Raw genomic sequence first — 26015 nt, forward strand, 5'->3', positions numbered from 1 at the left:
ATGAGGCGCGTGCCGCACCTGGCTTTCTGGCTGAGCCTGCTGGTTGCCCTGTTCCTGCAGATGATCGTGCTGCCGGACAGCGTCGCCGCGGTGCGGCCGCTGTGGATTCCGCTGGTGCTGGCGTTCTGGGCGCTGCAGGACCCGCGCCTGCCGACGCTGCTGGCCTCGTTCCTGTTCGGCATCATGCTCGACGTGCTGTTCGACTCCATCCTCGGCCAGCATGCGCTGGGCTGCGTGCTCAGCACCTACATCGTGATCAAGCTGCGCGGCCTGTTCATCCTGTTCCCGCTGTGGCAGTCGACCGTGGCGCTGGTGCCGGTATGGGTGATCTACGCCTTTCTGATGTTCTGGATCGACGGTGTCGCCAAGCACCAGGCCGACGCCTGGCTGCGCTGGCTGCCGGTGGCCTCGTCGACACTGTTCTGGCCGCTGATCTTCGTGGTGCTGGATAGCTATCTCCGGCGCCGCCAGCGCAGCCAGGAATAATGATCCGGCACGACAAGCTCAAGGACCTTCACCGCGAGAAGGAGACCTTCGCGGCGCGCACCATCGTCGCGGGCTGTGCGGCGCTGCTGATGGCGGCGCTGCTGGGTTTCCGGCTGTTCGACCTGCAGGTGCTGCAGCAGAGCTATTACTCGACGCGCGCCGACGAAAACCGGATGCGTCTGTCGGCGGTGGCGCCGGTGCGCGGGCTGATCTACGACCGCAACGGCGCGGTGCTGGCGCAGAACACGCCGGCCTTCGTGCTCGAACTGGTGCCGGAGGAAGTCAAGCAGCTCGACGACACCTTGCAGCGCCTGGCCAAGCTGATCCGGCTCGACGACGTCGACATCGCCCGCTTCAAGGATCGCGTGCGCAAGACGCCGCGTTACCGCTCAGTGCCGCTGCGCACCAACCTGAGCCTGGAAGAGGTCGCCAAGTTCGAGATCAACCGCTACGACTTCGACGGCGTCGACGTCACCGCCGGCCTGACCCGCAGCTACCCGCTCGGCGACACCGCCGCGCACGTCGTCGGCTACGTCGGCGGCATCACCGAGGACGAGCTGCGCAAGGCGCCGGAGCCGGCGTTCCGCGGCCTGTCGCAGATCGGCAAGGTCGGCGTTGAGAAGTCGCACGAGGACCTGCTGCGCGGCGAGCCCGGCGCCAAGGTGATCGAGGCCAATGCCTATGGCCGGCCGCTGCGCGAACTCGACTATCAGCAGGGCAAGCCCGGCCGCAACCTGATCCTGACGCTGGACGCGAAAGTGCAGATGGTCGCCGAGCAGGCGCTGGGCGACTACAACGGCGCGGTGGTCGCGATCAATCCGCAGAACGGCGAGATCATCGCGCTGGTGTCCAAGCCCGGTTTCAACCCGCACCTGTTTGGTGAAGGCATCGACGGCAAGACCTACAAGGCGCTGCTGGAAGACCCGAACCGGCCGCTGTACAACCGCGCGCTGCAGGGCACCTACCCGCCGGGCTCGACGATCAAGCCGTTCATGGCGCTGGCCGGGCTGGAATACGACGTCATCGACGCCAACCACCGTGAAGTCTGCAACGGCCAGATGTCCTTGCCGGGCAGCTCGCGCAAGTACCGCTGCTGGAAGCGCCACGGCCACGGCTCGCTGGACATGGCCGCCGGCGTCGCCCGCTCCTGCGACATCTACTTCTACAACATCGCGATCAACCTCGGCATCGACCGCATGCAGGGCTTCCTCGACCAGTTTGGCCTGGGCCGCGTCACCGATGTCGACCTGCCGTTGGAAAAAGGCGGCCTGCTGCCGTCACGCGAGTGGAAGCGGCGCGTGCGCAAGGAGAGCTGGTATCCGGGCGAGACGCTCAACGTCGGTATCGGCCAAGGTTACCTGACGGTGACACCGATACAGCTGGCGCAGATCACCGCGCGCATGGCACTGCGCGGCGACGGCTTCAAACCGCACCTGGTGCGCGCCACCCAGGATCCGATCTCGCTGGTCACCGACGCGGTCGCGCTGGAGCCGCTGCCGGTGATCGAAAACCGCCACAAGGCCGACTGGGAAACCGTGGTCCAGGCGATGCAACAGGTGACCCAGGTCCAGGGCGGCACCGCTTTCGCCACCTTCAAGGACGCGCCCTACACCGTCGCCGGCAAGACCGGCTCGGCCCAGGTCGCCGGCCTGAAGCAGGACGAGAAGGTCGCGCCGACGCAGGAGTCGCTGCCGATGCATCTGCGCGACCACGCGCTGTTCGTCGCGTTCGCGCCGGCCGACAACCCGCAGATCGCGGTCGGCCTGATCGCCGAACACGGCGGCCACGGCGCCTCGGTGGCCGCGCCGGTGGCGCGGCAGATCATGGACCAGTACCTTCTCGGCGAGATCCGCTACCGCGCGCCGGGTTCGCCGCCGCTGCCGGCGAGCGTGCCGGCCGCACCGGTGCCGGCCGTCGCGCTGCCGCAGCAGCCGCTGCCGGCCGATCCGGCCGCCGTCGCCGCCGATCCGCCGGTCACCGAGGACGAGTGAGACCGCCATGAATTCGCCGCTATGAATCCCCTATTTCAGCCGCTGACCTCGTCGCGGCCGCCGCAGCAGGGCCTGTCCGACGTCTTCGGCCGCCTGCATCTGGACCTGTGGCTGCTGCTGCTGCTGGCCGGCGTCAGCGCGATCGGCCTGATCGTGCTCTATTCGGCCTCCGGGCACTCGATGCCGACGGTGATGAACCAGGCCGAGCGCCTGTTGCTGGGCCTGGCCGTCATGGCGGTGGCCGCGCAGGCGACGCCCGAGATGTACCGCGCGATCGCGCCCTGGTTCTACTCGATGGCGACCCTGCTGCTGGTCATGGTGTTAATACTCGGCGATCACGCCAAGGGCGCGCAGCGCTGGCTGGACTTCGGCGTGGTGCGATTCCAGCCGGCCGAGTTCATGAAGCTGGCGATGCCGCTGTGCGTGGCCAGCTTCCTGCACGGCCGGCCACTGCCGCCGAGCATCTCGACCATCGCGATCACGCTGGCGATCATCGGCGTGCCGACCGTGCTGATCGCGATCCAGCCGGATCTGGGCACCAGCCTGCTGATCGTTGCGGCCGGCGGCTTCGCGCTGTATTTCGGCGGCCTGGGCTATCGCTGGATCCTCGGCGCGCTGGCCGCGGTCGGTGCCGCGCTGCCGGTGCTGTGGACGCGCCTGCACGACTACCAGCGCCAGCGCGTGCTGACCTTCATGGACCCCGAGAGCGATCCGCTGGGCACCGGCTATCACATCACCCAGAGCAAGATCGCGATCGGCTCCGGCGGCGTGTTCGGCAAGGGCTGGCTCAACGGCACCCAGGCCAAGCTCGACTTCCTGCCCGAGTCGCACACCGATTTCATTTTCGCGGTGTATTCCGAGGAACTCGGCCTGATGGGCGTGCTGTTCCTGCTCGGCCTGTATCTGGCGATCGTCGGCCGCTGCCTGTACATCGCGGTGCGAGCACAGGACACGTTTCAGCGGCTGCTGGCCGGCGCGCTGGGCATGACGTTTTTCATCTACGTCTTCATCAACATGGGCATGGTCATCGGCCTGCTGCCGGTGGTGGGCGTGCCCTTGCCGCTGGTGAGCTACGGCGGCACCTCGATGGTGAGCCTGCTGGCCGGCTTCGGTATGCTGATGTCCATCCAAACCCATAGAAAACTACTGGCGAGCTGATGCGGCCGACCTCAGGGATGACAACCGGCAAGGGCCTGCTGCTGCTTGGACTTATGGCGCTGGCAGGCCCGGCGCGGTCCGACTATTCCCAGCATCCGCAGGCAGCGGCGCTGTATGCGGCGCTGAAAAGCGAGCATGGTTTCTCGGCCAGCGATATCGACGCCGTGCGCGCGGCGCTGGTGGAGGCCAATACGATTCCGAGCCTGATCGAGGCCGAGCAGAAGGCGCCGGAACGTACCGAAACCTGGACGATGTATTCGGCCAAGCGCGTCGACGCGCTGCGCATCAAGCGCGGCGCGCAATTCATCCACGACAACCGCGCGCTGCTGGATCGCGCCGAAACCGAGTACGGCGTGCCCGGCCCGGTGATCGCCGGCGTGCTCGGGCTTGAAACCAACTTCGGCCGCATCACCGGCGGCGCGCGCGTGCTCGATGCGCTGGCCACGCAGGGCTTCGATCATCCGACGCGGACCCGGTTCTTCTTCGAGGAACTCGAGCAGTATTTCGTGTTCTGCCGCGACTTCGGCTTCGCGCCGACGCAGCTCAAGGGCTCCTACGCCGGCGCGATGGGCTGGGCGCAGTTCATGCCGAGCAACTACCGCCGGCTGGCGGTGGATTTCGACGGCGACGGCAAGCGCGACCTGTGGAGCGCGGCCGATGCGATCGGCTCGATCGCGCATTACTTCACCGCCTACAAGCCCGATCTGGCCTGGCATCGCGGCGAGCCGCTGATCGTGCCGGCGAAGCTGCGCGCCGCTCTGGCCGGCAGCGTCGAGCCGAACCAGAAGCGCGCCAGCTACACCGTCGCGCAGCTGCGCGCGGCCGGCGTCGAGCCGGGCGCGCGGCTGCCGGCGAACCTCGCGGTCGGCCTGATCGAACTGCAGCTCGACAGCGGTACGCTGCCGGCGCAACAGGACAAGGAATACTGGATCGGCCTGCCGAATTTCTACTCGGTGATGAGCTACAACCCGCGCATCTACTACGCGATGACCGTGAGCCGGCTCGCCTCGGCGATGGCCGCCGAGGCGGCACGCCTCGACCCGGACCTGCAATGACGCGCTCCGCCCGGCAAAGATCGCGCGACCTCGTCGTCGCGCTGCTGCTGATCACGCTGCTCGCCGCCTGCTCGGCCGGGCCGCCGACGCGCTCGTCGACGACGCATCGCACGCCGGTGCGCGTGGTGGTCACGCCGGGCGCTGACGGGCCACCGAAAGCGTCGGAAATTCCGTCGGATCTGATGAACATTCCCGAGCCGGTGCCCAAGGCCGAACCCAAGAGCCGCTACGGCAATCCGCCGACTTACGAAGCCTTGGGCGAAACCTACAAGACGCTGGATTCCGCGCGCGGTTTTCGCGAAACCGGCCTGGCCTCGTGGTATGGCCGCAAGTTCCAGGGCCGCAAGACCTCCAGCGGCGAGCCCTTCGACATGTTCAAGCTCACCGCCGCGCACAAGACCCTGCCGCTGCCGACGTATGCGCGCGTCACCAACATCACCAATGGCCAGAGCATCGTCGTGCGCATCAACGATCGTGGGCCTTTCCACTCCTCGCGCATCATCGATCTGTCCTACGCAGCGGCTGCCAAGCTGGGTTTGCTCGGCGGCCCGGCGATGGTCGAGCTGGAGGCGCTGACGCCAGGCGAGGAGCTGCCACCGCCGCCACCGAAACTCGAGTTGCCGGCGCCGGTTCCGTCGCAGCCGAACTATCTGCAGGTCGCCGCGTATTCCGATCCGATCAACGCGGTATCGCTGAAGAGCGAGATCAACAAGCTCGGCATCAGCGCCGTCGAAATCCGCAGCGGCACGTTCAACGGCGACCCCATCCATCGCGTGCTGGTCGGCCCGTTTTCCGAGCAGAACTCGCTGATCGCGACACGCAACCGCCTGCTCAGCGCCGGCCTGGCGGCCGAAGCGGTCAGCCGCTGATCAGCGTAAATCACTGAGCTAAACTTCGCGCGCCGCGGCTGTCGCCTCAGCGCCTCACTGGAACACGAAACAAGTCAATGAAGACCTTTTTGAAGCACACTTTTTCCGCCGCCGCCCTGCTGCTGACCTCGCTGCAGGCGCAGGCCCAGCTCGACAAGATTCCCGAGCCGCCTTCGATCGACGCCAAGAGCTACGCGCTGATCGATTTCGCCAGCGGCGAGCTGCTGGCATCGAAGGATCCGGACGCGCGCATCGAGCCGGCGAGCATCACCAAGGTGATGACCACCTACGTCGCCTTCGATGAAATCAAGCGCGGCCGCCTGCACTACGACGACGAGGCGCTGGTGTCGGAAAAAGCCTGGAAACAGGGCATCGACTCCAGCGAGTCGCGCATGTTTCTCGACGTCGGCAGCCGCGTGAAGATCATCGACCTGCTGCGCGGCATCATCATCGCCTCGGGCAACGACGCCAGCATCGCGCTGGCCGAACACATCGCCGGCAGCGAGTCCGCGTTCGCCGAGCTGATGAACCAGTACGCGGCCAAGCTCGGGCTGAAGAACACCCACTTCGTCGACGCCAGCGGCCTGCCCGATCCGGAGCACTACACCACCGCGCGCGACCTGGCGATGCTCGGCCGCGCGCTGATCCGCGACTTTCCGCAGGACTACAAGATCTATTCGGAGAAATCCTTCAAGTACAAGATCGCGCGTCCGCAGGAAAACCGTAACGGCCTGCTGATCAAGGACCCGAGCGTCGACGGCATCAAGACCGGCCACACCAGCTCGGCCGGCTACTGCCTGCTGTCGTCGTCGCAGCGCAACGGCCGCCGCCTGATCTCGGCGGTCATGGGCTCCAAGACCTGGGCGTATCGCGAACAGGCCAGCCTGGAGCTGCTGAACTATGGCTTCCGTTTCTACGAAATGGTGCCGCTGCTGGGCCCGTCCGCACCGGTGGCGACGATACCGGCGTACAAGGGCGAGCAGGACACGGTCCAGGTCGGCACCTTGCAGCCGGTGTCGTTGAGCCTGCCGCGCGGCGCCAAGGACCGGGTCAAGATGGAGCCGAAGATCACCCAGCAGGCGATCGCGCCGATCGCGCCGGGCCAGGTCGTCGGCACCATCGCGATCACGCTCGACGGCAAGCTGATCCGCAACGAGCCGCTGGTCGCGCTGACCGCGGTCGCCGAAGGCGGCCTTTTCACCCGCGCGGTGGACACCGTGCGGCTGTGGTGGGCCGGTGGGCAGTAACGATCTTCTTTCAACGGGCCCGGTGATCCGGGTCCTGGAAGGACTGTCGGACTACGAGGCGACGCTCGCGCAGATGCGGGCATTCACCGAAAGCCGCACCGACGACACGCCGGACGAACTGTGGTTTCTGCAGCATCCGCGCGTGTTCACCCAGGGCCAGGCCGGCAAGGCCGAGCACCTGCTGATGCCCGGCGACATTCCGGTGATCGCCAGCAATCGCGGCGGCCAGGTGACCTATCACGCGCCGGGCCAGATCGTGGTCTACGTGCTGATGAACCTGCATCGCGCCGGCTACGGCATCCGTACCCTGGTCGGCCGCATCGAGAACGCGCTGATCGCGACCCTGGCGCGCTACGGCATCAGCGCCTACGCCGATCCGGATGCGCGCGGCGTCTACGTCGACATCGACGGCGTGCGTCACAAGATCGCGTCGCTCGGCCTGCGCGTCAGCCGCGGCTGCAGCTATCACGGCCTGGCGCTGAACACCGACATGGATCTGGAACCTTTCGGCCGCATCAATCCCTGCGGCTATCAGGGGCTGCAGGTGACCCAGGTACGCGATCTCGGGGGCCCGGCCTTGCCGCAGGTGCGCGCCGACCTCGAATGCGAGTTGCTGAACGAGCTGGCGAAGCCGGCTGATTGAGTAGCGGCTTGAAACCCAGCTTTTCGCGATGTAACGCCGGCTAGTGCGAAATCATGATCGTACCGATCGCGGTCGCCGGCAGCTTGCCGGCGTCGACGCTGTTGGCGCAGCGCGGCGGATTCGAGGGCGGCTGCGGGCCCGGTGACTGCACGTTGCGCGTGGTCTTGCAGGGCTTGCTGTCGGCGACGGCGAGCGGCGCATCGCCCTGCGATTTCTTCGGCGACGACGAGCAGGCCGCCATCATCGACAACAGCGCGGCACAGGCGATGACAGCAGGGCTTTTGTGACTTCTGGCAACACGCATGGCGGTGCAGGCTCCCGACGGACCTGAATAATTCCCCATACAATACGCCGGCCAGGCCCGCCTGCGCATCGCGCAACCATTGGCCGCCCACGGACGTATTGTCTTCAGCATGAACCCGACTACGACTCATAAGGATGTCCCCGCGGACGTGCTCGTGCGTTGCCGCGGACTGCACTTCCGGCAAGGCCAGCGCGCCATCTACAACGGTATCGACATCGATATCGCGCGCGGCAAGGTCACTGCGATCCTCGGCCCTTCCGGCACCGGCAAGACGACGCTGTTGCGACTGATCGGCGGCCAGTGGCGGCCCAGCGCCGGCACCGTGGAATTCGACGGCACCGACGTGCACAAGCTCGGCCGCAAGCCGCTCTATGAGCTGCGCAAGCGCATGGGCATGCTGTTCCAGAACGGCGCGCTGCTGACCGATCTGACGGTGTTCGAGAACGTCGCCTATCCGCTGCGCGAGCACGCGGAGATTCCGCAATCGCTGATCCGCGACATCGTGCTGATGAAGCTGCAGGCGGTTGGTCTGCGCGGCGCGCGTGATCTTTACCCCGAGGAACTCTCGGGTGGCATGGCGCGCCGCGTGGCGCTGGCGCGGGCCATCGTGCTCGACCCCGACATGGTCATGTACGACGAGCCTTTCACCGGGCAGGACCCGATCAGCATGGCCGTGCTGATCAAGCTGATCCGCACGCTCAACGAATCGCTGGGACTGACCTCGATCATCGTCTCGCACGACATCAAGGAAGTGCTGTCGATTGCGGATTACGCGTACGTGATTTCCGGTGGCAAGGTGCTCGGCCAGGGCACGGCGGACGAAATCCGCGCCAGCGATTCGCCGTTCGTACGTCAGTTCCTCAACGGCGAGCCGGATGGCCCGATCGCGTTCCATTACAAGGCGCCGGCCTATGCCGACGACCTGCTGGGAGCGCGCAAATGAGCGGCGCGATCAAGGTTCTGACCGAGTTCTTCGCCGGACTCGGCCGCTCGGTGTTCTTCCTGCTGCAGATCATTCGCGTGATGCCGGCGGCGCTGCTGCGGCCGGGCCTGATCGCGCGCCAGATCTACATGCTGGGCCAGCTGTCGATGATCATCATCGTCATTTCCGGCGTGTTCATCGGCATGGTGCTGGCGCTGCAGGGCTATCGCACGCTGGTGCGCTTCGGCGCCTCGGAGTCGCTGGGCGTTTTCGTCGCGCTGACCATCATCCGCGAACTCGGGCCGGTGGTGACGGCGCTGCTGTTCGCCGGCCGGGCGGGCTCGTCCCTGGCCGCCGAACTCGGCCTGATGAAGGCCACCGACCAGCTGTCGGCGATGGAAATGATGGCGGTCGATCCGATCGAGCGCGTGATCGCGCCGCGCTTCCTTGCCGGCCTGATCTCGATGCCGCTGCTGACGATGATCTTCGCGGTGATGGCGATCGGTGTCGCCGGCGGCCATGCGGTCGGTGTGGAACTGCTCAAGGTCGACGCCGGCAGCTACTGGTCGGCGATCCGTGGCTCGGTGGAGTTCGGCGACATCCGCGACAGCCTGATCAAGGCCAGCGTGTTCGGCTTTGCGGTCAGCTGGATCGCGGTCTACCAGGGCTATACCGCAGCGCCGAACGCCGAAGGCGTGTCGCGCGCGACGACCTCGACCGTGGTGGTGTCCTCGCTGGCGATTCTGGCGCTGGACTTCATTCTTACCGCATTCATGTTCAATTAATCGCCTGACCTCATCGTTAGGCTATAGGTAATCCCATGCAATCGAGAGCTTTGGAAATTCTGGTGGGCTTCTTCGTCTGCCTGGGCGTTGCGGCGGTGTTCGTGCTGACGTTCAAGGCGGCGAGCATCGACAACGTCGGCAAGGGCCCGACGTATCGCATCACCGCCTCGTTCGACAACATCGGCGGCCTCAAGGCCGGTGCCGCGGTGACGATGGCCGGTGTCAAGATCGGCCGGGTTCGCGAGATCAAGATCAACCAGCAGACGTTCCAGGCCGATGTCGGTATCGACCTGTCGCAGAGCTACAACAAGATCCCCGAGGACTCCAACGTCAAGATCCTGACCGCGGGCCTGCTCGGCGAGCAGTACATCGGCGTCGAGCCGGGCGGTTCCGACGACGTGCTCAAGGACGGCAGCGTGGTCACGCTGACGCAGAGCGCGCTGGTGCTGGAGAACCTGATCGGCCAGTTCCTCGCCAGCCAGGCCGGCCCGAAGGACACCGCGCTCGCCGACGCAATCGGAAAATTGGCCGACTCCTTGAAAACCAAGGATTCGACCGCACCTGGAGTCAAATGAACATCATGAAACGTTTCCTGTCGCGCGGCGCCGCTGCCCTGGCCGCCGCTGCCCTGTCCCTCGGCGCCGTGCTGGCCGCCCCGACCTCACTCGCGGTCACCGCGCCGGACGAGGTCGTGCGCACCGCGTCCAACGATCTGCAGTCCGACATCGGCAAGAATTTTGCCAAGTACCAGTCGGACAAGGCGGCGTTCTACGGGATGGTCGACACGCGCATCCAGGAGTATTTCGACACCCAGTACATCGCCCAGCTGATCCTGGCGCGCAACTGGCAGACCGCGACGCCCGACCAGCGCAAGCGCTTCGAAGTGGCGTTCAAGAACATGCTGATCCGCTCCTACGCCGACGCGCTGCTGCAGTACCACGACAGCGTCAAGGCCGAGATCAAGCCGGCGCAGATGGCGGCCGACGCGAAGAAGGCGACGGTCAACTCCAGCCTGGTCCGCAAGGACGGCCCGCCGATCCCGCTGAGCTTCGACATGCGCCTGAAGGATGGGCCGGACGCGGCCTGGAAGGTCTACGACATCAAGGTCGAGAACATTTCGCTGGTGACCAACTTCCGCAGCCAGGTCGCGGCGCAGGTGAAGTCGTCGAGCCTGGACGCGGTGATCACCAAGCTCGAGAACGGCCAGCAGGTGGTCACGCCGGTCAAGGCCGAAAGCGCGCAGCAATGAGCGCCGTCGATGGCCCGCTGACGTTCGCGACGCTGAAGGCTCATCTGCCTGAGATGGATCGCGTCGCCGCCGACGGCACTCTGGACCTGGCGCGCTGCACGCGCATCGACAGCGCCGGTGCCGCCTATCTGATCGAGAGCAGCCGCCGGGCCAAGGCGCGCGGTGGCTCGTTGAATATCGTCAACGCGAATCAGCAGGTCAAAAACCTGCTGCATTTTTTCGAGCTGGATAAAGTGGTCGCGCTGGCCTGAAAAACGCCGCGCATTAGTGTCAGACAAGGGGATCGTGATGGGGAGATTGCTGCTTTGTGCAGGCTTGGTGCTCAGCCTGGGAGCCTGCGCGCACTCCCCCAGCTACGACCCGGCCGACCCGCTGGAAAAAATCAACCGGCCGATCTTCAACTTCAACCTGAAGGCCGACCGCTACGTGCTGCGGCCCGTCGCCAAGGCCTATGTCGACGTGGTGCCGGACGTCGCGCGCCTGGGCATCAGCAATTTCTTCGACAACCTGTTCTACCCGACGACGATCGTCAACGACCTGCTGCAGGCCAAGTTCGTGCAGGGCGGCCAGGACACTTTGCGCTTCGTGCTGAATTCGACCATCGGCCTGGCCGGCTTCGTCGATGTCGCCACCGGCCAGGGACTGAAGCGCAACGACGAAGACCTCGGCCAGACTTTCGGACGCTGGGGCGTCGGTGAAGGCTGGTACCTGATGATTCCGCTGCTCGGGCCGTCGGACAACCGCGATCTGATCGGCAGGGTCGGCGACCACTGGACGCAGATTCCGACCTATGTCGATTCCCTGAACACCTGGCCGGCGACCATCGCCATCAATGGCGTCGACCTTGTCGACTCGCGCTCGCGCCTGCTCGGCTCCGACCACGCGCTCAACGAGCAGCTCGACCAGTACGTGTTCATCCGCACCGCCTACCTGGATCGTCGCCAGAACCTGGTCTACGACGGCAACCCGCCGGAAGAAGACCTGGGCTTCGACGAAAACGCCGACGACAGCGCCGCGCCGGTCGATGCCAAGCCCGCCGACGACGGCAAGAAGAAAAAGAAGAAGAAGAAAAAGCAGCCGGCGGAGGCCGTGCCGGCGAACTAGTCGCCGCGCCGCTCGACAAAAAGGCCGCGAAAGCGGCCTTTTTTGCATACAGGAACGACGATCGCTCTGAGCCTGTAGGAGCGGCCTTGGCCGCGATTGAGGCTTCGCCGGCACTCGCGGCCAAGGGCCGCTCCAACAGTTACGGTGATCGCAGCTAGGCCAGCCAGCCCTTGCAGCTACCCAGCGCTTCGGAATCCGCCGGCAGCTTGCCGCAGACCCCCGCCATATGCGTGCGCAGACGCTGCAGCACCGGCCCCTGCTGATTGCTCGTGCTCCAGCTTTTCAGCGTCACCGCGAGCTTGTCGAAGCGCGTGCGCGTGCGCTGGTAATAGCTGTCCGGGTTCGCCGCGACCTCGTCGATCAGCTGCGTCGCCGCGGCCTCGATGGCCTTGCTGTCCTTGGGCTGCAGTTCGATCAGGCCCTTGACGTAGTTGACGCCCCACTGAGCGCGCGTCGCCGGGCCATCGGAGGCCTCGTAGGCCTTGCGCAGCCAGTCCGCGGCCTGCTTGTTGTCACCACGCAGCTGCGCCAGCTCGGCCAGGTGCGGCATGTAGTAATACGGCGCCTGCGACTTGCCGAGTTCGGCCAGCAGCATCTGCTCGGCGCGCGCGTTGTCGCCGACGTCCTGCAGCAGGCCGGCGGCGCTGCTGATCACCGCCTGGCGCTCGAACGGCGTCTTCGCCTGCGCGTCGGCCCAGGCCGCGCGCGCACGCACCTTGTCGACCAGCGCGGGCGGCAGCGGCGCCTTGTCGCCGTTCTGCAGCTTGGCGAATTCGACTTCGGCGTTGACCGCGTCGAGACGATCCAGCACCGGCAGGTTGTCGTTGGCGTAGACCTGATCCATCGCGGTACCCAAGGCTTCGCCGAGCTTGCGACGCGCATCGGAGCCCGCCGGGCTGGCCGCGGCGATCATTTGTGCGCCCTGGTACGACAGCTCGCCGTGATTCGCGCGCAGCTGCGCGCGGTCCTGCATCACCGCCAGCAGCAGCGCCTGCGCCGACGCCTGCTGATCGGCTGGCAGCGTCGCTGCTGAGTCGTCGCCCTCGCCGACCGCGGTTGCCAGCGCCAGGATCGCGAAGCGCGGCCGCAGCGCCTCGACCGGGCACACGTCGGCCAGTTTTTTCAGCAGAGCAGCGCTCTGCCCGGCGCCGGACAGCCGATCCAGATCGACGTCCCAGCCGTAGTTCGACAGCAGCATCCAGTCGTTGGCGCTGAGCTGGTCCGGCGATTTCAGCGCGAGATCACGCAGCTCGGCCGCGGTCGCGGTCTGCTTCTGCGCCATCGCCAGCACTTTCGGGAACAGCTCCACGTCGGTGCCGCCGGAGATGCGCGTCAGCTCGGTGCGATCGTTGCGCAGCACGATCAGCGTCGGGTAGCCGACCACGCCGAAGTATTCGCCCCAACGCTGTGCGCCGGGCTCGTCGCCATCCAGATGCACGGCGACGAACTGCTGGGTCTGCTGGATGAAGGCCGGGCGCTTGAACACCGTCGCCTTCAGCTGGTTGCACGGCGGGCACCAGCGCGCGCCCCAGTACAAAAAGACCGGTTTGTTCTTTTCCCTGGCCTCGGCGAAAGCCTCGTCGACATTGCCTTCACGCCAGTCGATTTCGTTCGGGATCAGCGCCGCCGGCACGAACTCGACGACCTTGGCTTCAGGCGTCTCCGGCTCCTTCTTGTGGCAGGCGGAGAGCAGCAGCGCCGCACTGACCAGCGCGGCAGACGCATACAAAAACTTCATAGCCGATCCTTACGCCGCTAGGCCACCCAGCGGCGCGCGTTCTGGAACATGCGGAACCACGGCGTCTTGCCGTCGAAAGCCTGCGGCCACCACGAGCCGGTGACGCCGGCGATGGTGCGCTCGGCATGGGGCATCAGGATGGTCACGCGGCCGTCGTCGTTGCACACCGAGGTCAGACCCTCCGGCGAGCCGTTCGGGTTCGCCGGATACGTGGTCGCGGCGCGGCCGTGGTTGTCCAGAAAGCGCATCGCGAGCTGGCCGGCATCCTGCAGCGTTTTCATGTCGCCGTCCTGAGTGAAAACCGCACGGCCTTCGCCGTGCGCGATCGCGATCGGCAGGCGCGAGCCGGCCATGCCATCGAACAGAATGGACTTGCTTTGCAGCACTTCGACCATGCCCCAGCGTGCTTCAAACTGCTCGGAGGCATTGCGGCGGAACGCCGGCCATGCGGCCGCGCCGGGCACGATGTCCTTCAGCGCCGCGAACATCTGGCAGCCGTTGCAGACCCCGAGCGCGAACTTGCGCGGATCGGCCAGGAAGGCGGCAAATTCCTCGCGTCCGCGCTGCGAGAACAGAATGGTCTTGGCCCAGCCCTGGCCGGCGCCGAGCACGTCGCCGTAGGAGAAGCCGCCGCAGGCGGCGAGGCCGACGAACTCGCTCAGGCGCACGCGGCCTTCGAGCACGTCGGACATATGCACGTCGACCGCCTCGAAGCCCGCGGCCTGGAATGCGTAGGCCATTTCGATATGGCCGTTGACGCCCTGCTCGCGCAGGATCGCGACGCGCGGACGCGCGCTCAGCAAGCTCGGCGCGTGGTCGGGCACGAAGCTCAGATGCAGGCTCAGGCCCGGATCTTCGGCTTCGCCGATCGCATCGAATTCCTGGCGCGCGCAGTCCGGGTTGTCGCGCATCGCGGCGATGCGGTGACTGGTCTCGGCCCAGGTCTTGTGCAGGCTCTGGCGCGCCTCGTCGAGCACGGTCTTGCCGGCGATGTCGATGACGATGCGATCGCTCGCGTTGAGCGTGCCGATGTCGCAGGCGCTGACACCGGCGCGCTGCGCCTTCGCCAGGATGTCGCCGACATCTTCACTGCGCACCTGCAGCACCAGGCCGAGCTCCTCGTTGAACAGCGCGGCCGCGGCATCGCGATCGCCGAGTTCGATGTCGACACCGACGTGGCCGGCGAAACTCATCTCCGCCAGCGTCACGAACAGGCCGCCGTCGGAGCGATCGTGCATCGCCAGGATTTTGTTCTTGGTGTTGAGCCACTGCACCAGCATGAACACCGTGCTGAGCTGCTCGGGATGATCCAGGTCCGGCGCGGTCTCGCCCACTTCACCGAAAACCTGCGCCAGCGCCGAGCCACCGAGGCGGTGCTTGCCGTTGCCCAGATCAATCAGCAGCAGCCGCGTTTCGCCGGCATCGGTGCGCAACTGCGGCGTCAGGGTGCGGCGCACATCGGCGACCGGCGCGAACGCCGAGATGATCGCGGTGACCGGCGCGGTCTGCGTCTGCGGCTTGCCGTCGGCGCTCCACACCGACTTCATCGACAGCGAGTCCTTGCCGACCGGGATCGCGATGCCGAGCTTGGGGCACAGTTCTTCGCCAATGGCTTTCACCGCGTCGAACAGGCGCGCGTCTTCGTCATTCTGCCCGCAGGCGGCCATCCAGTTCGCCGACAGGCGAATGTCTTCGATCCTGGTGATGCTCGCCGACATGATGTTGGTGATCGCCTCGCCGACCGCCATGCGCGACGACGCGGCCGCGTCGAGCAGCGCCAGCAGCGGGCGTTCGCCCATCGCCATCGCCTCGCCCGTGGTCGCTTCGAAACCGGTCGCGGTGACCGCGCAGTTCGCCACCGGCACCTGCCACGGCCCGACCATCTGGTCGCGCACGGTCAGGCCACCGACGGTGCGATCGCCGATCGTGATCAGGAAGTTCTTCGACGCGATCGTCGGCAGCCTCAAGAGCCGCTGCGCCGCGTCCTTGATGTCGATCGCGCCGGTATCGAAGCGGCGCGTCAGCGATTTTTCGCGACGCGTGTTGCGCTGCATGCGCGGCGGCTTGCCGAGCAGCACCGGCATCGGCATGTCGACCGCGCGCGCATCACCGAGCGCGTCTTCGACGATCAGCTGGCGCTCGGCGGTGGCGACGCCGACCACCGCATAAGGGCAGCGTTCGCGCGCGCAGGCGGCTTCCAGCATCGCCAGGCCGTCGGGCTTGAGCGCCAGCACGTAGCGCTCCTGGCTTTCGTTGCACCAGATTTCCATCGGCGACAGCGACGGATCGGCGCTGAGCACGTCGCGCAGCTGGAACACGCCGCCGCGATCGTCGGCATGCACCAGCTCCGGCAGCGCATTGGAAATACCGCCGGCGCCGACGTCGTGGATCGACAGGATCGGATTGGCTTCGCCCAGCGTCCAGCAGGCGTCGATGACCTCCTGGCAACGCCGTTCGAGTTCCGGATTGGCGCGCTGCACGGAGGCGAAATCCAGCGCCTCGTGGCTGCTGCCGGTGGCCATCGAACTGGCGGCGCCGCCGCCGAGGCCGATCAGCATCGCCGGGCCGCCGAGCACGACCAGCTTGGCGCCTTCGACGACCTCCTGCTTGAGCACATTGCCGGCGCGGATGTTGCCGTAGCCGCCGGCGATCATGATCGGCTTGTGATAGCCGCGATTGCGGCCGTCGGCGGTGATCGCCTCGAACGTGCGGAAATAACCGTTCAGGTTCGGCCGCCCGAATTCGTTGTTGTAAGCGGCCGCACCGAGCGGCGCGTCGATCATGATCTGCAACGCCGAGGCCATCCGCGTCGGCCGCGACAGCGGCGCTTCCCAGGGCTGCGTATAGCCCGGAATTTTCAGATTGGCGACGGTGAAACCGGCAAGGCCCGCTTTCGGCCGCGAGCCGGTGCCGGTCGCGGCCTCGTCGCGAATTTCGCCGCCGGCGCCGGTGGCGGCACCCGGATGCGGCGAAATGCCGGTCGGATGATTGTGTGTCTCGACCTTCATCAGGATGTGCACCGGCTCGTCGTGAGCGCGGTAGACGTGATCGCTGTCGGCGAACAGGCGCATCGCCTGGTGGCCCTCGATCACCGAGGAATTGTCGGTGTAAGCGGACAGCACGCCCTGCGGCGAGGCGGCGTGCGTCAGGCGGATCATCTGGAACAGCGAGTGCGGCTGCACCGCGCCGTCGACGGTGAATTCGGCGTTGAAGATCTTGTGCCGGCAGTGCTCGGAGTTGACCTGCGCGAACATCATCAGCTCGGCGTCGGTCGGGTTCTTGCCGGCGCGCGTGTAATGCGCGGCCAGGTACTCGATCTCCTGCTCCGACAGCGCCAGGCCCCAGTCGGCATTCGCCGCTTTCAGCGCGCCGGCGCCGCTGCCGAGCACGTCGACCGTGCGCAGCGGCCGCCGCGGCGGCGTCGCGAACACGTCCTGCAGCGCGGCCGCATCCAGCAGCACCGATTCCATCATCGGATCGTGCAGCAGCCGCTGCGAGGCGACGCCGAGTTCGGCGACGCCTTCGAGCAGGTAGGCGCGGCCGCGCTCGATGCGCTGCACGCCGCTCAGGCCGCAGACGCGCGCGATATCGGTGGCCTTGGACGACCAGGGCGACAAGGTGCCGACGCGCGGCACCACGAACAGGCTCAGCTCGGCCTTGGGAAACGCGACCGGCCCTTCACCGACCAGCTGCCGCAGGTCCGACTCGGAGGTGCTTGCGGCATCGGCCCCGACGTCGACCAGGTAAAAATCCAGAACCTTCAGCGCACCCAGGCCAGGGGCCAGGGGTCGCAGTTCATCGTGCAGGCGCTGGAGACGGAAGGAAGAAAGACTTGCGGTGCCGGGCAATACGAGCAAGGGCATCGACGATCCTGGTGCACAGGGGCGTTGCGGGGACGGCCTCTATTGTCTCATATGCACCGACTTTTCCCCTCTCCCCTTGTGGGAGAGGGTGGCCCGAAGGGCCGGGAGAGGGGTTGTACGCTGCTACTTCGCAACCCCTCTCCGGTCGCTACGCGACACCCTCTCCGACAAGGGGAGAGGGAAGGCAGGTTCACGCCACTTCCCGCCAGCCCAGCCCCTCGTCCTGGTGCGCGCAGACCAGCCAGCCAGGGGCCGCCTGCAGCGCGTCGCGGGCCGCGGCCAGCGCCAGCTCCGGGGTGTTGTTGGTTTCCGACAGGTGCGTGAGCACCAGGTGCTGCAGCCGGCTGCAGTCGACCTCGCGCAGCAGCTCGGCGGACTGGGCGTTGTTCAGATGCCCCAGGCCGCCGCCGACGCGGTGCTTGAGGCTGTACGGATACGGCCCGCCGGCGAGCATCGCCGCGTCGTGGTTGCACTCCAGCATCAGCGCGTCGCAGGCACTGAGCATCATGCGCATGTACGGCGTCACCGCGCCGGCGTCGGACAGCATGCCGACCCGCAGGCCGCGGTGGCCGAACACGTACTGGCAGGGCTCGCGCGCATCGTGCGGCACCGGATAGGGCTGCACGCGCAGTTCGCCGATGTTCCATTCCTCGTGCGGGCTGAAGGCCCGGACCTGGTCGGTGCGCCTGTCGCCCCAGGCAAGGCAGGTGCCGGCGGTCATCCACACCTCGATGCCATGGCGCCGCGCCAGCCGCGCGACCCCGCCCAGATGATCGCCATGCTCGTGGGTGACCAGGATCGCCGCGATCGAGCCGGGCTCGACGCCGAGTCTTTGCAGCCGCGCTTCGGTGACGCCGAGATTGAAGCCGCAGTCGACCAGCACGCGCGTGCCGCCGGCCTCGATCAGCGTGGCATTGCCACGGCTGCCGGAGCCGAGCATCGCGAAGCGCATCACCGGCGAGTCGTATCGGGAGAGGTGTACATCGGAAACGGCATCACCTTGGCGCCGCCCTCGCTGCCGCCGACGATGCGCGCCGCACCCTGCTTGCTGACCTCGTCGATGCGGATCACCGCATGCAGCGGCACATAGAAGCGTTCGACGTTCTCGAACTCGGTCTTCAGCCGCTCCTCGGTCGGGTCGACGACAACCGTGCTGCGCTCGCCGAACACCAGCTTCTCGATCTCGACGAAACCCGGCATGCCGCCATGGCTGACCTGGCGCGCGTAGACCTCGTAGACCTGGTTCTGGTTGTGGAAGCTGACGCGGTAGAGACGGGTGGCGGAAGACATTCTGTGAGGCGACGGCAGGCCGATGGCGCAGCGATTATCCGGGCCGCGGCCCGGAGTCACAAGCAAGCCGCAGCCCGATCAGGGACAGCCGCGCTCGCCGGCTCCAATCGGCCCGCCCGGCACGCAGATCGAGACTTTCTGCGCCTGGGGGACCGTAATACTGGTGACGGTCACGCCGGATTCGCCGATGCCGACGCCGAGCGCGCTCAGCAGCGGGTCGAGCACCACGGCGTCGAGCACCTGGAAGATCGGCGTGAGCAAAGCCAGCAAACTGTCGACGGGTAGCGTATACGCGAATGGAGCTATACCGATCACGACCTTCATGTTCGACATGGCCAAGGAAGTCAGTATCGAGGTCAGATTGCCGGTGCTATTGATTGTCGGCAGCGCCTCGGGCTCCGGGAAGGGCCCGGTCGCAGTCTGGGTGACGGTGGTGCCAATGGTCTGCGGGCTCTGGTTGGCCGTCACATTAACGGTCACCAGCTTGAACGCGACCGACACGGCGTCACCGCTGATCAGGTCCTGAGGTGGGTTGACTGATGCGTCCTTGTTTTTGAAGGTACCGAGCGTGGCAGTCAGGGTCGAGGTCGTGGTCGCGATATCGGCCGATGCGTACGGCTGCCCGAGACCCGGGCAATCAATGCTCAGCAACCGCGAATAGCCGTTGGCAACCCGTACATCGATGCCCAGCAATATCTTGGCGAGATCGCCCAGCGACGTATTCAACCGAACCTTAAGCACCACCTGCGACGAAGTCGCCGAGGTGAGCGGCTGACCGGATTCGTCGACGCCCGCCGGCCCGGATGCAAGCTGCTCGGGCTGCTTGATCTCCAGGAACACGCCCGAACTCACCAGCCCCGGAATGCCCGGTATCGACACCGGCACGTTGATCGTGCCGCCGTTGGCGGCGGACTGGCCCAGCGCGGTCAGCAGGCCCAGGCCATCGATCAGCGGAACCGCGGCGAGCGCATCGGTTACCGCCGGGTTAAGAGAGGCGCCCAGATTGCCCAGCGCCGCCGCGAACGGCGTCGACGCCGCCCCCGGATTGGCTGTGCCGGCCAGCCCGGTCAACAGGCCGGCAGCGGCAGCGGAAGCGCTGTTGCTGCCGAGTGCCAGCGCGTCGCCGACGATCTGCAGCGCGCCGGGGAGATCGGTCTGCACCGCAAGCAGCTGGCTAAGATCGGTGACACCGGCGGATAGCATCAGGCTCTGCAGACTGACCGTTGAGCGCAGCAGCGACTGGTAATCGAGCAGGGTCAGGCTGACATTGGCGCCGAGCAGGCCGGAGAGCAGCGTGTTCAGCGCGCCCTGGTCGAGATTCAGCAAGGTCGTGCCCAGCCGGAACGAGGCGATCGCCGGCTGCTCTGCCGTGGCCGAGGCGATCAGGTCGCCGCCGCCGGTCAGGAAGCCGGAAAACGGCGTCGGTCGGGCCTTGCGCAAATTGACGCGCACCGAGGTGATGTTGCGATCACCGGCCGGCAGCGGGCTGAACACGCGCAGCTCGCCCTGCGACACCATGTGGCCGAGTTCGACCGGGTCGTAGCCGTTGATGCCGACCAGGGTGTTGACCTCGCCGCCGTTGGCGACGATGAAGTTCTGCACCAGCGTGGTGATGTCGTCGAGGCTGCCGAGCGTGCCGTTGCTGTTGGCGCCGGCACAGCCGCTGGCGGCCTGCACGCCGGCGACCGCGGCGAGGTTGGCCATGCGCTGCAGGTCGCGCTGGGCGAAGTACAGCCGCCCTGTTTCGATCGCCAGGAAGGTCGCCGTCATCATCGCGACGATGGACACACCGACCCAGATCGCGACCGCGCCGCGCTGATAGGCAGTGCCCCGCGTCTTGCCTTGCTTCCTGCCGCCCATGACCGCTCCCGTGATCGCTGCCGCCATTACGCGTCAAAACCCGAGGCGCGGTTCCGATCTTCCGTCGAGCGGTCAGGTTTGCGCCGACAGCCGTGGCGGCGCAACGCACATGCTAGCCGCCAAAGCGCCATACCAGCGAGGTCAGCAGGCCTTCGCGGGCGCCGAGCGCGTACTCGCCCTGCAAGGTCCAGCGCCGGCTGATGTCCCAGTTGACGCCGGCCAGATAGCTCCAGTCGTCCTCGTTCTTCTGCGACACCGAGTAGTCCAGCACCACTTCCTGCGGCACGTTGCCGCCGGCCGGCGCACCGGTCGCGAACACCTGCTGACTGCTCAGCTCCACCTTGCTGTCTACGAAGCTGGCGCCGCCATAGACCGCGACGCTGCCGCCGCTGGCAGTGGCGAAGCGCCAGCCGGCGCGCGGCGAGGCGGTGAAAGTCTCGACCTTGGTGTCGCCGTCGCTGGCGTCGCTCTTGGCGTAGATCAGGCCCATCAGCGCGAACGCCGGACCATTGGCGATCGCCAGCAGCGCGCCGCCACCGTAGTTGACCGCGTCGGTGTCGCGGTCGATGGTGCCGGTGAAGTTGCGCTCACAGAACGCCGGGCGGTCCGAGGGATCGTCGCAGGCGGTCGAGCCGTAGTAGTCCGCGACTTCGGCACCATTGACCGAGTAGTCGACCTTGAGCTTGTTGCTGGCCTGGCCTACGAACGCGAACACGTCGAGAAACGGCAGCAGCCAGACATCGCCCTTGAGCAGCACCGTGCTGGCCTTGATGTCGGAACGCCCGAGGTGCAGCAGGCTGCTGGCGCTGGTCGGATTGCCGTTGGCCGTGACGTCGAGGTTGTCGAGCTGCAGATCCTGCTTGGTGTTGGAGTAGACCAGGGCCAGGCCGTAGGGCATGGGCAGGGTTTCGCCGCGATCGGCGGCGAGGTCCTTCATGAACGGCGGGCCTTCGGCCTGCGCGGTGCCGGCGACCATCAGCAGCGCAGCGGCGGCCGCGGCCGGTAGAACCTTGATCAGATGAGAAGAATTCACGGATCGCTCCTTGGTTGGTGGCATCCCCTGCCCTTACGGCATGCAGTGTCCGTACCGCTTGAGCCGGCCGTCATGATGCCGCAGCATCGGGCTCTCCCGCCGACGGCCCCAGCATTGACGCCGATGACCCTGCCCGCGCCACTGAACCTGCATGCCGCCGACGGCGCCCGCGCTGAAATTCACGCCCAGGGCGCGCACCTGAGCCGCTGGTGGAATGCGGCCGGCGACGATCTGCTGTTCCTGAGCGCACGCTCCGGCTTCGCGCCGGGTGTCGCGATCCGCGGCGGCGTACCGGTGATTTTTCCGCAGTTCGCCGGTGAAGGACCGCTGCCCAAGCATGGCTTCGCGCGCACCCAGCCCTGGACCCTGGTCGATCAGCGCGCCGATCGCGCGCGCCTTGCGTTGCAGGACAATGCCGCCACGCGCGCGATCTGGCCGCATGCCTTCGGCTGCGAGCTGAGCATCGAGATCGGAGGATCGCAGCTGCGCGTGTCGCTGAGTGTCACCAACAGCGGCGACGCGGCGATGCTTTTCACCACGGCCCTGCACACGTATCTGCGCGTCGCCGCGATCACCGACGTGCGCGTGCTCGGGCTGGAAGGCCTGCGCTATCGCGACACCGCCAACGGCAATGCCGAGGCAATCGAGCGCGCCGAGCAGCTCGCGATCGTCGGCGAAGTCGACCGGATCTATTTCGACTCGCCTGCACGGCTCGAACTGGTCGAGCCGACGCGACGGCTGCAGATCGAGCAACAGGGTTTCAGCGACACCGTGGTGTGGAATCCCGGCGCGGAAAAAGGCGCGGCGCTGGCCGACATGGAAGACGGCGGCTATCAGCGCATGCTGTGCATCGAGGCCGCGGTGATCGGCAAGCCGGTGCACCTGGCGCCGGGCGAAACCTGGTCCGGCTCGCAGACCCTGCGCAGCAGCTGATGCCGAAGAAGCGCCTGCTGGCGGTTTATTCCAGCCAGACCGGCCGCACCCGCGCGCTGATCGACGCCGCGCTGGAAGGTGCCGCCGACTTCGCCGGGGAAGTCGAGACCACGCTGCTGCATGGCCTGCAGGCCGGCGTGGCCGAGCTGATGGCCTGCGACGGCCTGCTCATCGGTACGCCGGAAAACTTCGGCTACATGAGCGGCGCGATCAAGGATTTTCTGGATCGCACCTACTATCCCTGCGAAGGCCGACGTGTCGCGCTGCCCTATGCGCTGCTGATCAGCGCCGGCAACGACGGCAGCGGCGCGGTCCGCGGTATCGAGCGTATCGCGACGGGCTTTGCGTGGAATGCGGTGGCCGAGCCGCTGATCGTGATCGGCGAGCCGGACGCGGCGGCCCTGGCGCAGGCCAAAGAGATCGGGCAGATGCTGGCGGCGGGATTGAGCGTCGGCGTGTTCTGAAGCGTCTTTGAAAGCCTAACAAAATCCCGTTCGCTACCGCCGTTACGGCAACGACAGATCCGGCGCCCAGACTTCGCGGATGATGCCGACCATCGCGCGGATGATCGGGTCGTCGCTGCGTTCCTTGGCGTGGATGAAGCTCAGCTTGGTCGCCAGGCGCACATCGCCCCAGAGCATCACTTCGCCGCTGCGCGCACGCTCCAGCGCTTTTTCCTCGCGCATCAGCGCAATGCCCAGGCCGGCGATGGCCAGTGAGCTGATCACCGCCTCGTGGTCGGCCTCGACGATGCGCGACGGGCGTACACCATGCTGCTTGAACAGCTTGCTGATCAGCTCGTGATGCGTGCTGATCGGCGGCGGAATCACCCAGGGCTGGGTCGCGATCTCGGCGAAGCTGTTGTCCTTGAGCCGCTCTTTCCAGGCGCTGGGCACGACGATGCGGAACACCACTTCACGCAGCGGCACCGCGACGACGTCGTTGTGACTGAGGTTGCCGTAATAGAAGCTGCCGTCGAGGCCGCCGTCGCGGACCATCTCGAAAGCCTCGCCGGTGACGACGTGGTGGAACTCGATCTCGACCAGCGGGTAGCGGCTCATGGTCGCGCTCATGAACGGCGCGACGCGGATGAAATCGGGGTCGGAGACGGTACCGACGCGGACGATGCCGCCGATCTCGCCCTTGATCGCGCGCGCCTCGTTGCGCATCGCCTGCGCCGCGGACAGCACTTTCTCGGCCATCGGCAGCAGCCGGCGACCGGCCGCGGTCAGCATCATGCCGGCCGGGGTGCGCTCGAACAGCGGCACGGCGAACGTGTCTTCGAGCGCACGGATCTGCGCCGACAGCGCCGGCTGGCTGATGTGCAGCTTCTCGGCGGCACGCGTCAGATGACGCATTTCGGCAACCGCGACAAAGCTTCTGAGCTGGTACAACTCCATGGGGTTCTCGGGCCGCCTTTGGGGCAGGACTCTAATAATGGTCAGGCAATGGCCGGCATTATGCCTGCCCTGGCACCTTTCCCGCTGTGGTCAGGCTGACGCACAATACCGGCTGTCCAGCCGCCAATCCCATGACCTCAGCCATCACTGTCCGCCGCTCCTCCATCCACGGCACCGGCGTGTTCGCCGCCCGCACCATCAAAGCCGGCACCGAAATCATCGAGTACAAAGGCAAGCTGATCACGCACCAGTACGCCGACAAGCACTACGGCGACGGCGGAGAAACCGGCCACACCTTCCTGTTCACGCTCAACGACGATTACATCATCGACGCCAATATCGATGGCAGCGATGCACGCTGGATCAACTACAGCTGCGACCCGAACTGCCAGGCGGTGCTGCACGAAGACGCCAAGGGCCGCACCAAGAAGGACCAGGTGATCATCGAGGCGATCCGCGACATCAAGCGCGGCGAAGAGCTGACGTACGACTACGGCATCACGCTCGAAGTCAGGCAGACCGCGCGGCTGAAGAAGATCTGGGAATGCCGTTGCGGCAGCCCCAAGTGCATCGGCACGATGCTCAAGCCCAAGAGCCGAGCCAAGGCTTAGGGAACCTCTGCGCTTCTGCCCTTCTCCCTCCGGGCGAAGGTGCCGCGCCAGCGGCGGATGAGGGCGTTCGAGTTCAGCGCAAACCTCGAGGCCCTCACCCTGCCCCTCTCCCGGAGGGAGAGGGGTTGTCCAGCGAAACTAGACCAGCTCCACCGCCACCGCCGTGCCCTCACCGCCGCCGATGCACAGCGTCGCCACGCCGCGCTTGCCGCCGGTGCGCTTCAGCGCATGCAGCAGCGTCACCAGCACGCGCGCGCCGCTGGCGCCGATCGGGTGGCCCAGCGCGCAGGCGCCGCCGTGGACGTTGACCTTGTCGTGCGGGATGTTCATTTCCACCATCGCCGCCATCGGCACCACGGCGAACGCCTCGTTGATCTCGTACAGGTCCACGTCCTCGGCCTTCCAGCCGATCTTGGCGAACAGCTTGTTCATCGCGCCGACCGGCGCGGTGGTGAACCAGGCCGGCTCCTGCGCGTGGCCGGCGTGGCCGAGGATTTTGGCCAGCGGCTTGAGGCCGCGCTTTTTCGCTTCGCTTTCGCGCATCAGCACCAGCGCCGCGGCGCCGTCGTTGATCGACGAGCTGGACGCGGCGGTGATCGTGCCGTCCTTCTTGAACGCGGCTTTAAGCGCCGGGATCTTGTCGAGCTTGATCTTGCCGGGGCCCTCGTCGACCGAAACCACGGTCTCGCCGCTGCGGTCCTTGACCGTGACCGGCACGATTTCGTCGAGGAAGGCGCCGTCCTTGATCGCTGCCTGCGCGCGCGTCACCGAGGCGGTGGCGAACGCGTCCTGGGCTTCGCGGCTGAAGTGGTATTTCTCGGCGCACTGCTCGCCGAAGGTGCCCATCGAGCGGCCGGCTTCGTAGGCGTCCTCCAGGCCGTCGAGCATCATGCTGTCGAAGATCTGCGCATGGCCCATGCGGTAACCGGCGCGGCCCTTGCTCATCAGGTAGGGCGCGCCGGTCATGCTCTCCATGCCGCCGGCGACGACGATGTCGGCGCTGCCGGCCAGGATCGCATCGACCGCGATCATCACCGCCTTCATGCCCGAGCCGCAGACCTTGCCGATGGTGGTGCTCGGCGTGCCCATCGGCAGGCCGGCCTTCAACGCCGCCTGGCGCGCCGGCGCCTGGCCGACGCCGGAGGTCAGCACGCAGCCCATCAGCACTTCGGACACCGCGCTGGCGTCGAGCCCGGCCTTGGCCAGCGCGCCGCGGATCGCCACCGCACCGAGCTCCGTCACCGGCACGTCCTTGAACGCGCCCTGGAAAGCGCCCATCGGGGTTCGGGCGGCTGAGACGATGACGACGGGATCGGCGGACATGCGGGATTCTCCAGTTTGAGTCCGCGTATTGTCCCCCGAAACGGCGGTGCTCTGCCAAATGCAGGGGTCGCGTTCAACCCGATGAAGCCTTGTAGGAGCGGACCCTGTCCGCGATGGAAAACTGGCAGGGCACAGTCGCGGACAGGGTCCG

Annotated in this window: 25 protein-coding genes; 16 read left to right on the forward strand and 9 right to left on the reverse strand. The window is 66.6% G+C overall.

Annotated elements, in window-relative coordinates; translation table 11 throughout:
* The 7 genes from mreD (at position 1) to lipB (ending at position 7449) form a co-directional block, all read left to right on the forward strand.
* Entirely contained in the window at positions 1-486 is a 486-nt protein-coding gene (gene mreD, locus ACQZF9_RS14585; RefSeq protein WP_428309690.1) for a rod shape-determining protein MreD, read from the forward strand.
* Positions 486-2477, forward strand: a complete 1992-nt coding sequence (mrdA, locus tag ACQZF9_RS14590; RefSeq protein WP_428309691.1) for a penicillin-binding protein 2 — start codon at positions 486-488, stop codon at positions 2475-2477. The genes mreD and mrdA overlap by 1 nt, the downstream gene beginning before the upstream one ends.
* A gap of 21 nt (positions 2478-2498) precedes the next feature.
* Complete coding sequence (rodA, locus tag ACQZF9_RS14595; protein WP_428309692.1) at positions 2499-3635, forward strand: rod shape-determining protein RodA; 1137 nt, start codon at positions 2499-2501, stop codon at positions 3633-3635.
* Positions 3636-3652: 17 nt separating this feature from the next.
* On the forward strand, positions 3653-4690 hold the full coding sequence (locus ACQZF9_RS14600) for a lytic murein transglycosylase (RefSeq protein WP_428309693.1): 1038 nt from the start codon (positions 3653-3655) through the stop codon (positions 4688-4690).
* Positions 4687-5559, forward strand: a complete 873-nt coding sequence (locus tag ACQZF9_RS14605) for a septal ring lytic transglycosylase RlpA family protein (RefSeq protein WP_428309694.1) — start codon at positions 4687-4689, stop codon at positions 5557-5559. Before ACQZF9_RS14600 ends, ACQZF9_RS14605 begins: the two co-directional genes overlap by 4 nt.
* A gap of 77 nt (positions 5560-5636) precedes the next feature.
* Complete coding sequence (locus ACQZF9_RS14610; RefSeq protein WP_428309695.1) at positions 5637-6806, forward strand: D-alanyl-D-alanine carboxypeptidase family protein; 1170 nt, start codon at positions 5637-5639, stop codon at positions 6804-6806.
* 22 nt (positions 6807-6828) lie between these two features.
* Positions 6829-7449 carry a lipoyl(octanoyl) transferase LipB gene (lipB, locus tag ACQZF9_RS14615; protein WP_428309696.1) on the forward strand — a complete coding sequence of 207 codons (621 nt, stop codon included), beginning with the start codon at positions 6829-6831 and terminating at the stop codon, positions 7447-7449.
* Positions 7450-7489: 40 nt separating this feature from the next.
* Here lipB and ACQZF9_RS14620 read toward each other — a convergent pair whose 3' ends face one another.
* Positions 7490-7753, reverse strand: coding sequence for a hypothetical protein (locus tag ACQZF9_RS14620; protein WP_428309697.1), 264 nt, complete (start codon positions 7751-7753; stop codon positions 7490-7492).
* A 109-nt stretch (positions 7754-7862) separates the two neighbouring features.
* On the opposite strand from ACQZF9_RS14620, the gene ACQZF9_RS14625 reads away from it, so the two are divergent.
* Genes ACQZF9_RS14625 through ACQZF9_RS14650 form a run of 6 tightly spaced genes read left to right on the forward strand, consistent with a single transcriptional unit; the run spans position 7863 to position 11813 of the window.
* Positions 7863-8696 carry an ABC transporter ATP-binding protein gene (locus tag ACQZF9_RS14625; RefSeq protein WP_428309698.1) on the forward strand — a complete coding sequence of 278 codons (834 nt, stop codon included), beginning with the start codon at positions 7863-7865 and terminating at the stop codon, positions 8694-8696.
* Complete coding sequence (gene mlaE / locus ACQZF9_RS14630; protein ID WP_428309699.1) at positions 8693-9460, forward strand: lipid asymmetry maintenance ABC transporter permease subunit MlaE; 768 nt, start codon at positions 8693-8695, stop codon at positions 9458-9460. The genes ACQZF9_RS14625 and mlaE overlap by 4 nt, the downstream gene beginning before the upstream one ends.
* Before the next feature lie 35 nt (positions 9461-9495).
* Positions 9496-10035, forward strand: coding sequence for an outer membrane lipid asymmetry maintenance protein MlaD (gene mlaD, locus ACQZF9_RS14635; protein ID WP_428309700.1), 540 nt, complete (start codon positions 9496-9498; stop codon positions 10033-10035).
* Between the two features lie 5 nt (positions 10036-10040).
* Positions 10041-10709, forward strand: coding sequence for an MlaC/ttg2D family ABC transporter substrate-binding protein (locus tag ACQZF9_RS14640; RefSeq protein ID WP_428309701.1), 669 nt, complete (start codon positions 10041-10043; stop codon positions 10707-10709).
* A complete protein-coding gene (locus ACQZF9_RS14645; protein WP_428309702.1) occupies positions 10706-10960 on the forward strand; it encodes an STAS domain-containing protein in 255 nt (84 codons plus the stop codon). Before ACQZF9_RS14640 ends, ACQZF9_RS14645 begins: the two co-directional genes overlap by 4 nt.
* A 37-nt stretch (positions 10961-10997) precedes the next feature.
* The gene (locus ACQZF9_RS14650) at positions 10998-11813 is read left to right on the forward strand and encodes an MlaA family lipoprotein (protein WP_428309703.1); all 816 of its coding nucleotides are present in this window, start codon (positions 10998-11000) and stop codon (positions 11811-11813) included.
* A gap of 154 nt (positions 11814-11967) precedes the next feature.
* Here the strand turns inward: ACQZF9_RS14650 and ACQZF9_RS14655 are convergent, their stop codons facing one another.
* The 6 genes from ACQZF9_RS14655 to ACQZF9_RS14680 all read right to left on the reverse strand — a co-directional run bounded on the left by ACQZF9_RS14655 (position 11968) and on the right by ACQZF9_RS14680 (position 21597).
* On the reverse strand, positions 11968-13551 hold the full coding sequence (locus ACQZF9_RS14655) for a thioredoxin family protein (protein WP_428309704.1): 1584 nt from the start codon (positions 13549-13551) through the stop codon (positions 11968-11970).
* Between the two features lie 17 nt (positions 13552-13568).
* A complete protein-coding gene (gene purL, locus ACQZF9_RS14660; protein WP_428309705.1) occupies positions 13569-17414 on the reverse strand; it encodes a phosphoribosylformylglycinamidine synthase in 3846 nt (1281 codons plus the stop codon).
* Positions 17415-17604: 190 nt separating this feature from the next.
* On the reverse strand, positions 17605-18366 hold the full coding sequence (locus ACQZF9_RS14665) for an MBL fold metallo-hydrolase (protein ID WP_428313436.1): 762 nt from the start codon (positions 18364-18366) through the stop codon (positions 17605-17607).
* Positions 18366-18704: a DUF1820 family protein gene (locus ACQZF9_RS14670; RefSeq protein ID WP_428309706.1), complete on the reverse strand. Its 339-nt coding sequence runs from the start codon at positions 18702-18704 to the stop codon at positions 18366-18368. Before ACQZF9_RS14670 ends, ACQZF9_RS14665 begins: the two co-directional genes overlap by 1 nt.
* A gap of 78 nt (positions 18705-18782) precedes the next feature.
* Positions 18783-20564, reverse strand: coding sequence for a pilus assembly protein TadG-related protein (locus ACQZF9_RS14675; RefSeq protein WP_428309707.1), 1782 nt, complete (start codon positions 20562-20564; stop codon positions 18783-18785).
* A 112-nt stretch (positions 20565-20676) separates the two neighbouring features.
* On the reverse strand, positions 20677-21597 hold the full coding sequence (locus ACQZF9_RS14680) for an outer membrane beta-barrel protein (protein ID WP_428309708.1): 921 nt from the start codon (positions 21595-21597) through the stop codon (positions 20677-20679).
* 123 nt (positions 21598-21720) lie between these two features.
* Here ACQZF9_RS14680 and ACQZF9_RS14685 point away from each other — a divergent pair, with 123 nt between their 5' ends.
* Together ACQZF9_RS14685 and ACQZF9_RS14690 are read left to right on the forward strand one after the other, a co-directional pair.
* Positions 21721-22530, forward strand: coding sequence for a D-hexose-6-phosphate mutarotase (locus ACQZF9_RS14685; RefSeq protein WP_428309709.1), 810 nt, complete (start codon positions 21721-21723; stop codon positions 22528-22530).
* The gene (locus ACQZF9_RS14690; RefSeq protein ID WP_428313437.1) at positions 22527-22994 is read left to right on the forward strand and encodes a flavodoxin family protein; all 468 of its coding nucleotides are present in this window, start codon (positions 22527-22529) and stop codon (positions 22992-22994) included. Before ACQZF9_RS14685 ends, ACQZF9_RS14690 begins: the two co-directional genes overlap by 4 nt.
* A 42-nt stretch (positions 22995-23036) precedes the next feature.
* On the opposite strand, the gene ACQZF9_RS14695 is transcribed toward ACQZF9_RS14690, so the two are convergent.
* Positions 23037-23930: a LysR family transcriptional regulator gene (locus ACQZF9_RS14695; RefSeq protein WP_428309710.1), complete on the reverse strand. Its 894-nt coding sequence runs from the start codon at positions 23928-23930 to the stop codon at positions 23037-23039.
* A 131-nt stretch (positions 23931-24061) separates the two neighbouring features.
* Here ACQZF9_RS14695 and ACQZF9_RS14700 point away from each other — a divergent pair, with 131 nt between their 5' ends.
* The gene (locus ACQZF9_RS14700; protein WP_428309711.1) at positions 24062-24541 is read left to right on the forward strand and encodes an SET domain-containing protein; all 480 of its coding nucleotides are present in this window, start codon (positions 24062-24064) and stop codon (positions 24539-24541) included.
* A gap of 138 nt (positions 24542-24679) precedes the next feature.
* Here the strand turns inward: ACQZF9_RS14700 and ACQZF9_RS14705 are convergent, their stop codons facing one another.
* Positions 24680-25864 carry an acetyl-CoA C-acyltransferase gene (locus tag ACQZF9_RS14705; protein ID WP_428309712.1) on the reverse strand — a complete coding sequence of 395 codons (1185 nt, stop codon included), beginning with the start codon at positions 25862-25864 and terminating at the stop codon, positions 24680-24682.
* Between the last annotated feature and the right edge of the window lie 151 nt (positions 25865-26015).

Source organism: Hydrocarboniphaga sp. (assembly GCF_965279055.1).
Lineage (GTDB): Bacteria > Pseudomonadota > Gammaproteobacteria > Nevskiales > Nevskiaceae > Hydrocarboniphaga.

Excerpts from the sequence above, each read along its gene's own strand:
- ACQZF9_RS14645 (WP_428309702.1), top strand. The coding sequence starts at position 10,706 with ATGAGCGCCGTCGATGGCCCGCTGACGTTCGCGACGCTGAAGGCTCAT.
- ACQZF9_RS14675 (WP_428309707.1), bottom strand. The coding sequence starts at position 20,564 with ATGGGCGGCAGGAAGCAAGGCAAGACGCGGGGCACTGCCTATCAGCGC.
- ACQZF9_RS14670 (WP_428309706.1), bottom strand. The coding sequence starts at position 18,704 with ATGTCTTCCGCCACCCGTCTCTACCGCGTCAGCTTCCACAACCAGAAC.
- mreD (WP_428309690.1), top strand. The coding sequence starts at position 1 with ATGAGGCGCGTGCCGCACCTGGCTTTCTGGCTGAGCCTGCTGGTTGCC.
- rodA (WP_428309692.1), top strand. The coding sequence starts at position 2,499 with ATGAATCCCCTATTTCAGCCGCTGACCTCGTCGCGGCCGCCGCAGCAG.
- ACQZF9_RS14655 (WP_428309704.1), bottom strand. The coding sequence starts at position 13,551 with ATGAAGTTTTTGTATGCGTCTGCCGCGCTGGTCAGTGCGGCGCTGCTG.
- mlaE (WP_428309699.1), top strand. The coding sequence starts at position 8,693 with ATGAGCGGCGCGATCAAGGTTCTGACCGAGTTCTTCGCCGGACTCGGC.
- ACQZF9_RS14625 (WP_428309698.1), top strand. The coding sequence starts at position 7,863 with ATGAACCCGACTACGACTCATAAGGATGTCCCCGCGGACGTGCTCGTG.
- ACQZF9_RS14665 (WP_428313436.1), bottom strand. The coding sequence starts at position 18,366 with ATGCGCTTCGCGATGCTCGGCTCCGGCAGCCGTGGCAATGCCACGCTG.
- ACQZF9_RS14605 (WP_428309694.1), top strand. The coding sequence starts at position 4,687 with ATGACGCGCTCCGCCCGGCAAAGATCGCGCGACCTCGTCGTCGCGCTG.
- ACQZF9_RS14695 (WP_428309710.1), bottom strand. The coding sequence starts at position 23,930 with ATGGAGTTGTACCAGCTCAGAAGCTTTGTCGCGGTTGCCGAAATGCGT.
- ACQZF9_RS14650 (WP_428309703.1), top strand. The coding sequence starts at position 10,998 with ATGGGGAGATTGCTGCTTTGTGCAGGCTTGGTGCTCAGCCTGGGAGCC.
- ACQZF9_RS14600 (WP_428309693.1), top strand. The coding sequence starts at position 3,653 with ATGACAACCGGCAAGGGCCTGCTGCTGCTTGGACTTATGGCGCTGGCA.
- ACQZF9_RS14620 (WP_428309697.1), bottom strand. The coding sequence starts at position 7,753 with ATGCGTGTTGCCAGAAGTCACAAAAGCCCTGCTGTCATCGCCTGTGCC.
- purL (WP_428309705.1), bottom strand. The coding sequence starts at position 17,414 with ATGCCCTTGCTCGTATTGCCCGGCACCGCAAGTCTTTCTTCCTTCCGT.
- ACQZF9_RS14705 (WP_428309712.1), bottom strand. The coding sequence starts at position 25,864 with ATGTCCGCCGATCCCGTCGTCATCGTCTCAGCCGCCCGAACCCCGATG.
- ACQZF9_RS14700 (WP_428309711.1), top strand. The coding sequence starts at position 24,062 with ATGACCTCAGCCATCACTGTCCGCCGCTCCTCCATCCACGGCACCGGC.
- mrdA (WP_428309691.1), top strand. The coding sequence starts at position 486 with ATGATCCGGCACGACAAGCTCAAGGACCTTCACCGCGAGAAGGAGACC.
- ACQZF9_RS14610 (WP_428309695.1), top strand. The coding sequence starts at position 5,637 with ATGAAGACCTTTTTGAAGCACACTTTTTCCGCCGCCGCCCTGCTGCTG.
- mlaD (WP_428309700.1), top strand. The coding sequence starts at position 9,496 with ATGCAATCGAGAGCTTTGGAAATTCTGGTGGGCTTCTTCGTCTGCCTG.
- ACQZF9_RS14640 (WP_428309701.1), top strand. The coding sequence starts at position 10,041 with ATGAAACGTTTCCTGTCGCGCGGCGCCGCTGCCCTGGCCGCCGCTGCC.
- ACQZF9_RS14685 (WP_428309709.1), top strand. The coding sequence starts at position 21,721 with ATGACCCTGCCCGCGCCACTGAACCTGCATGCCGCCGACGGCGCCCGC.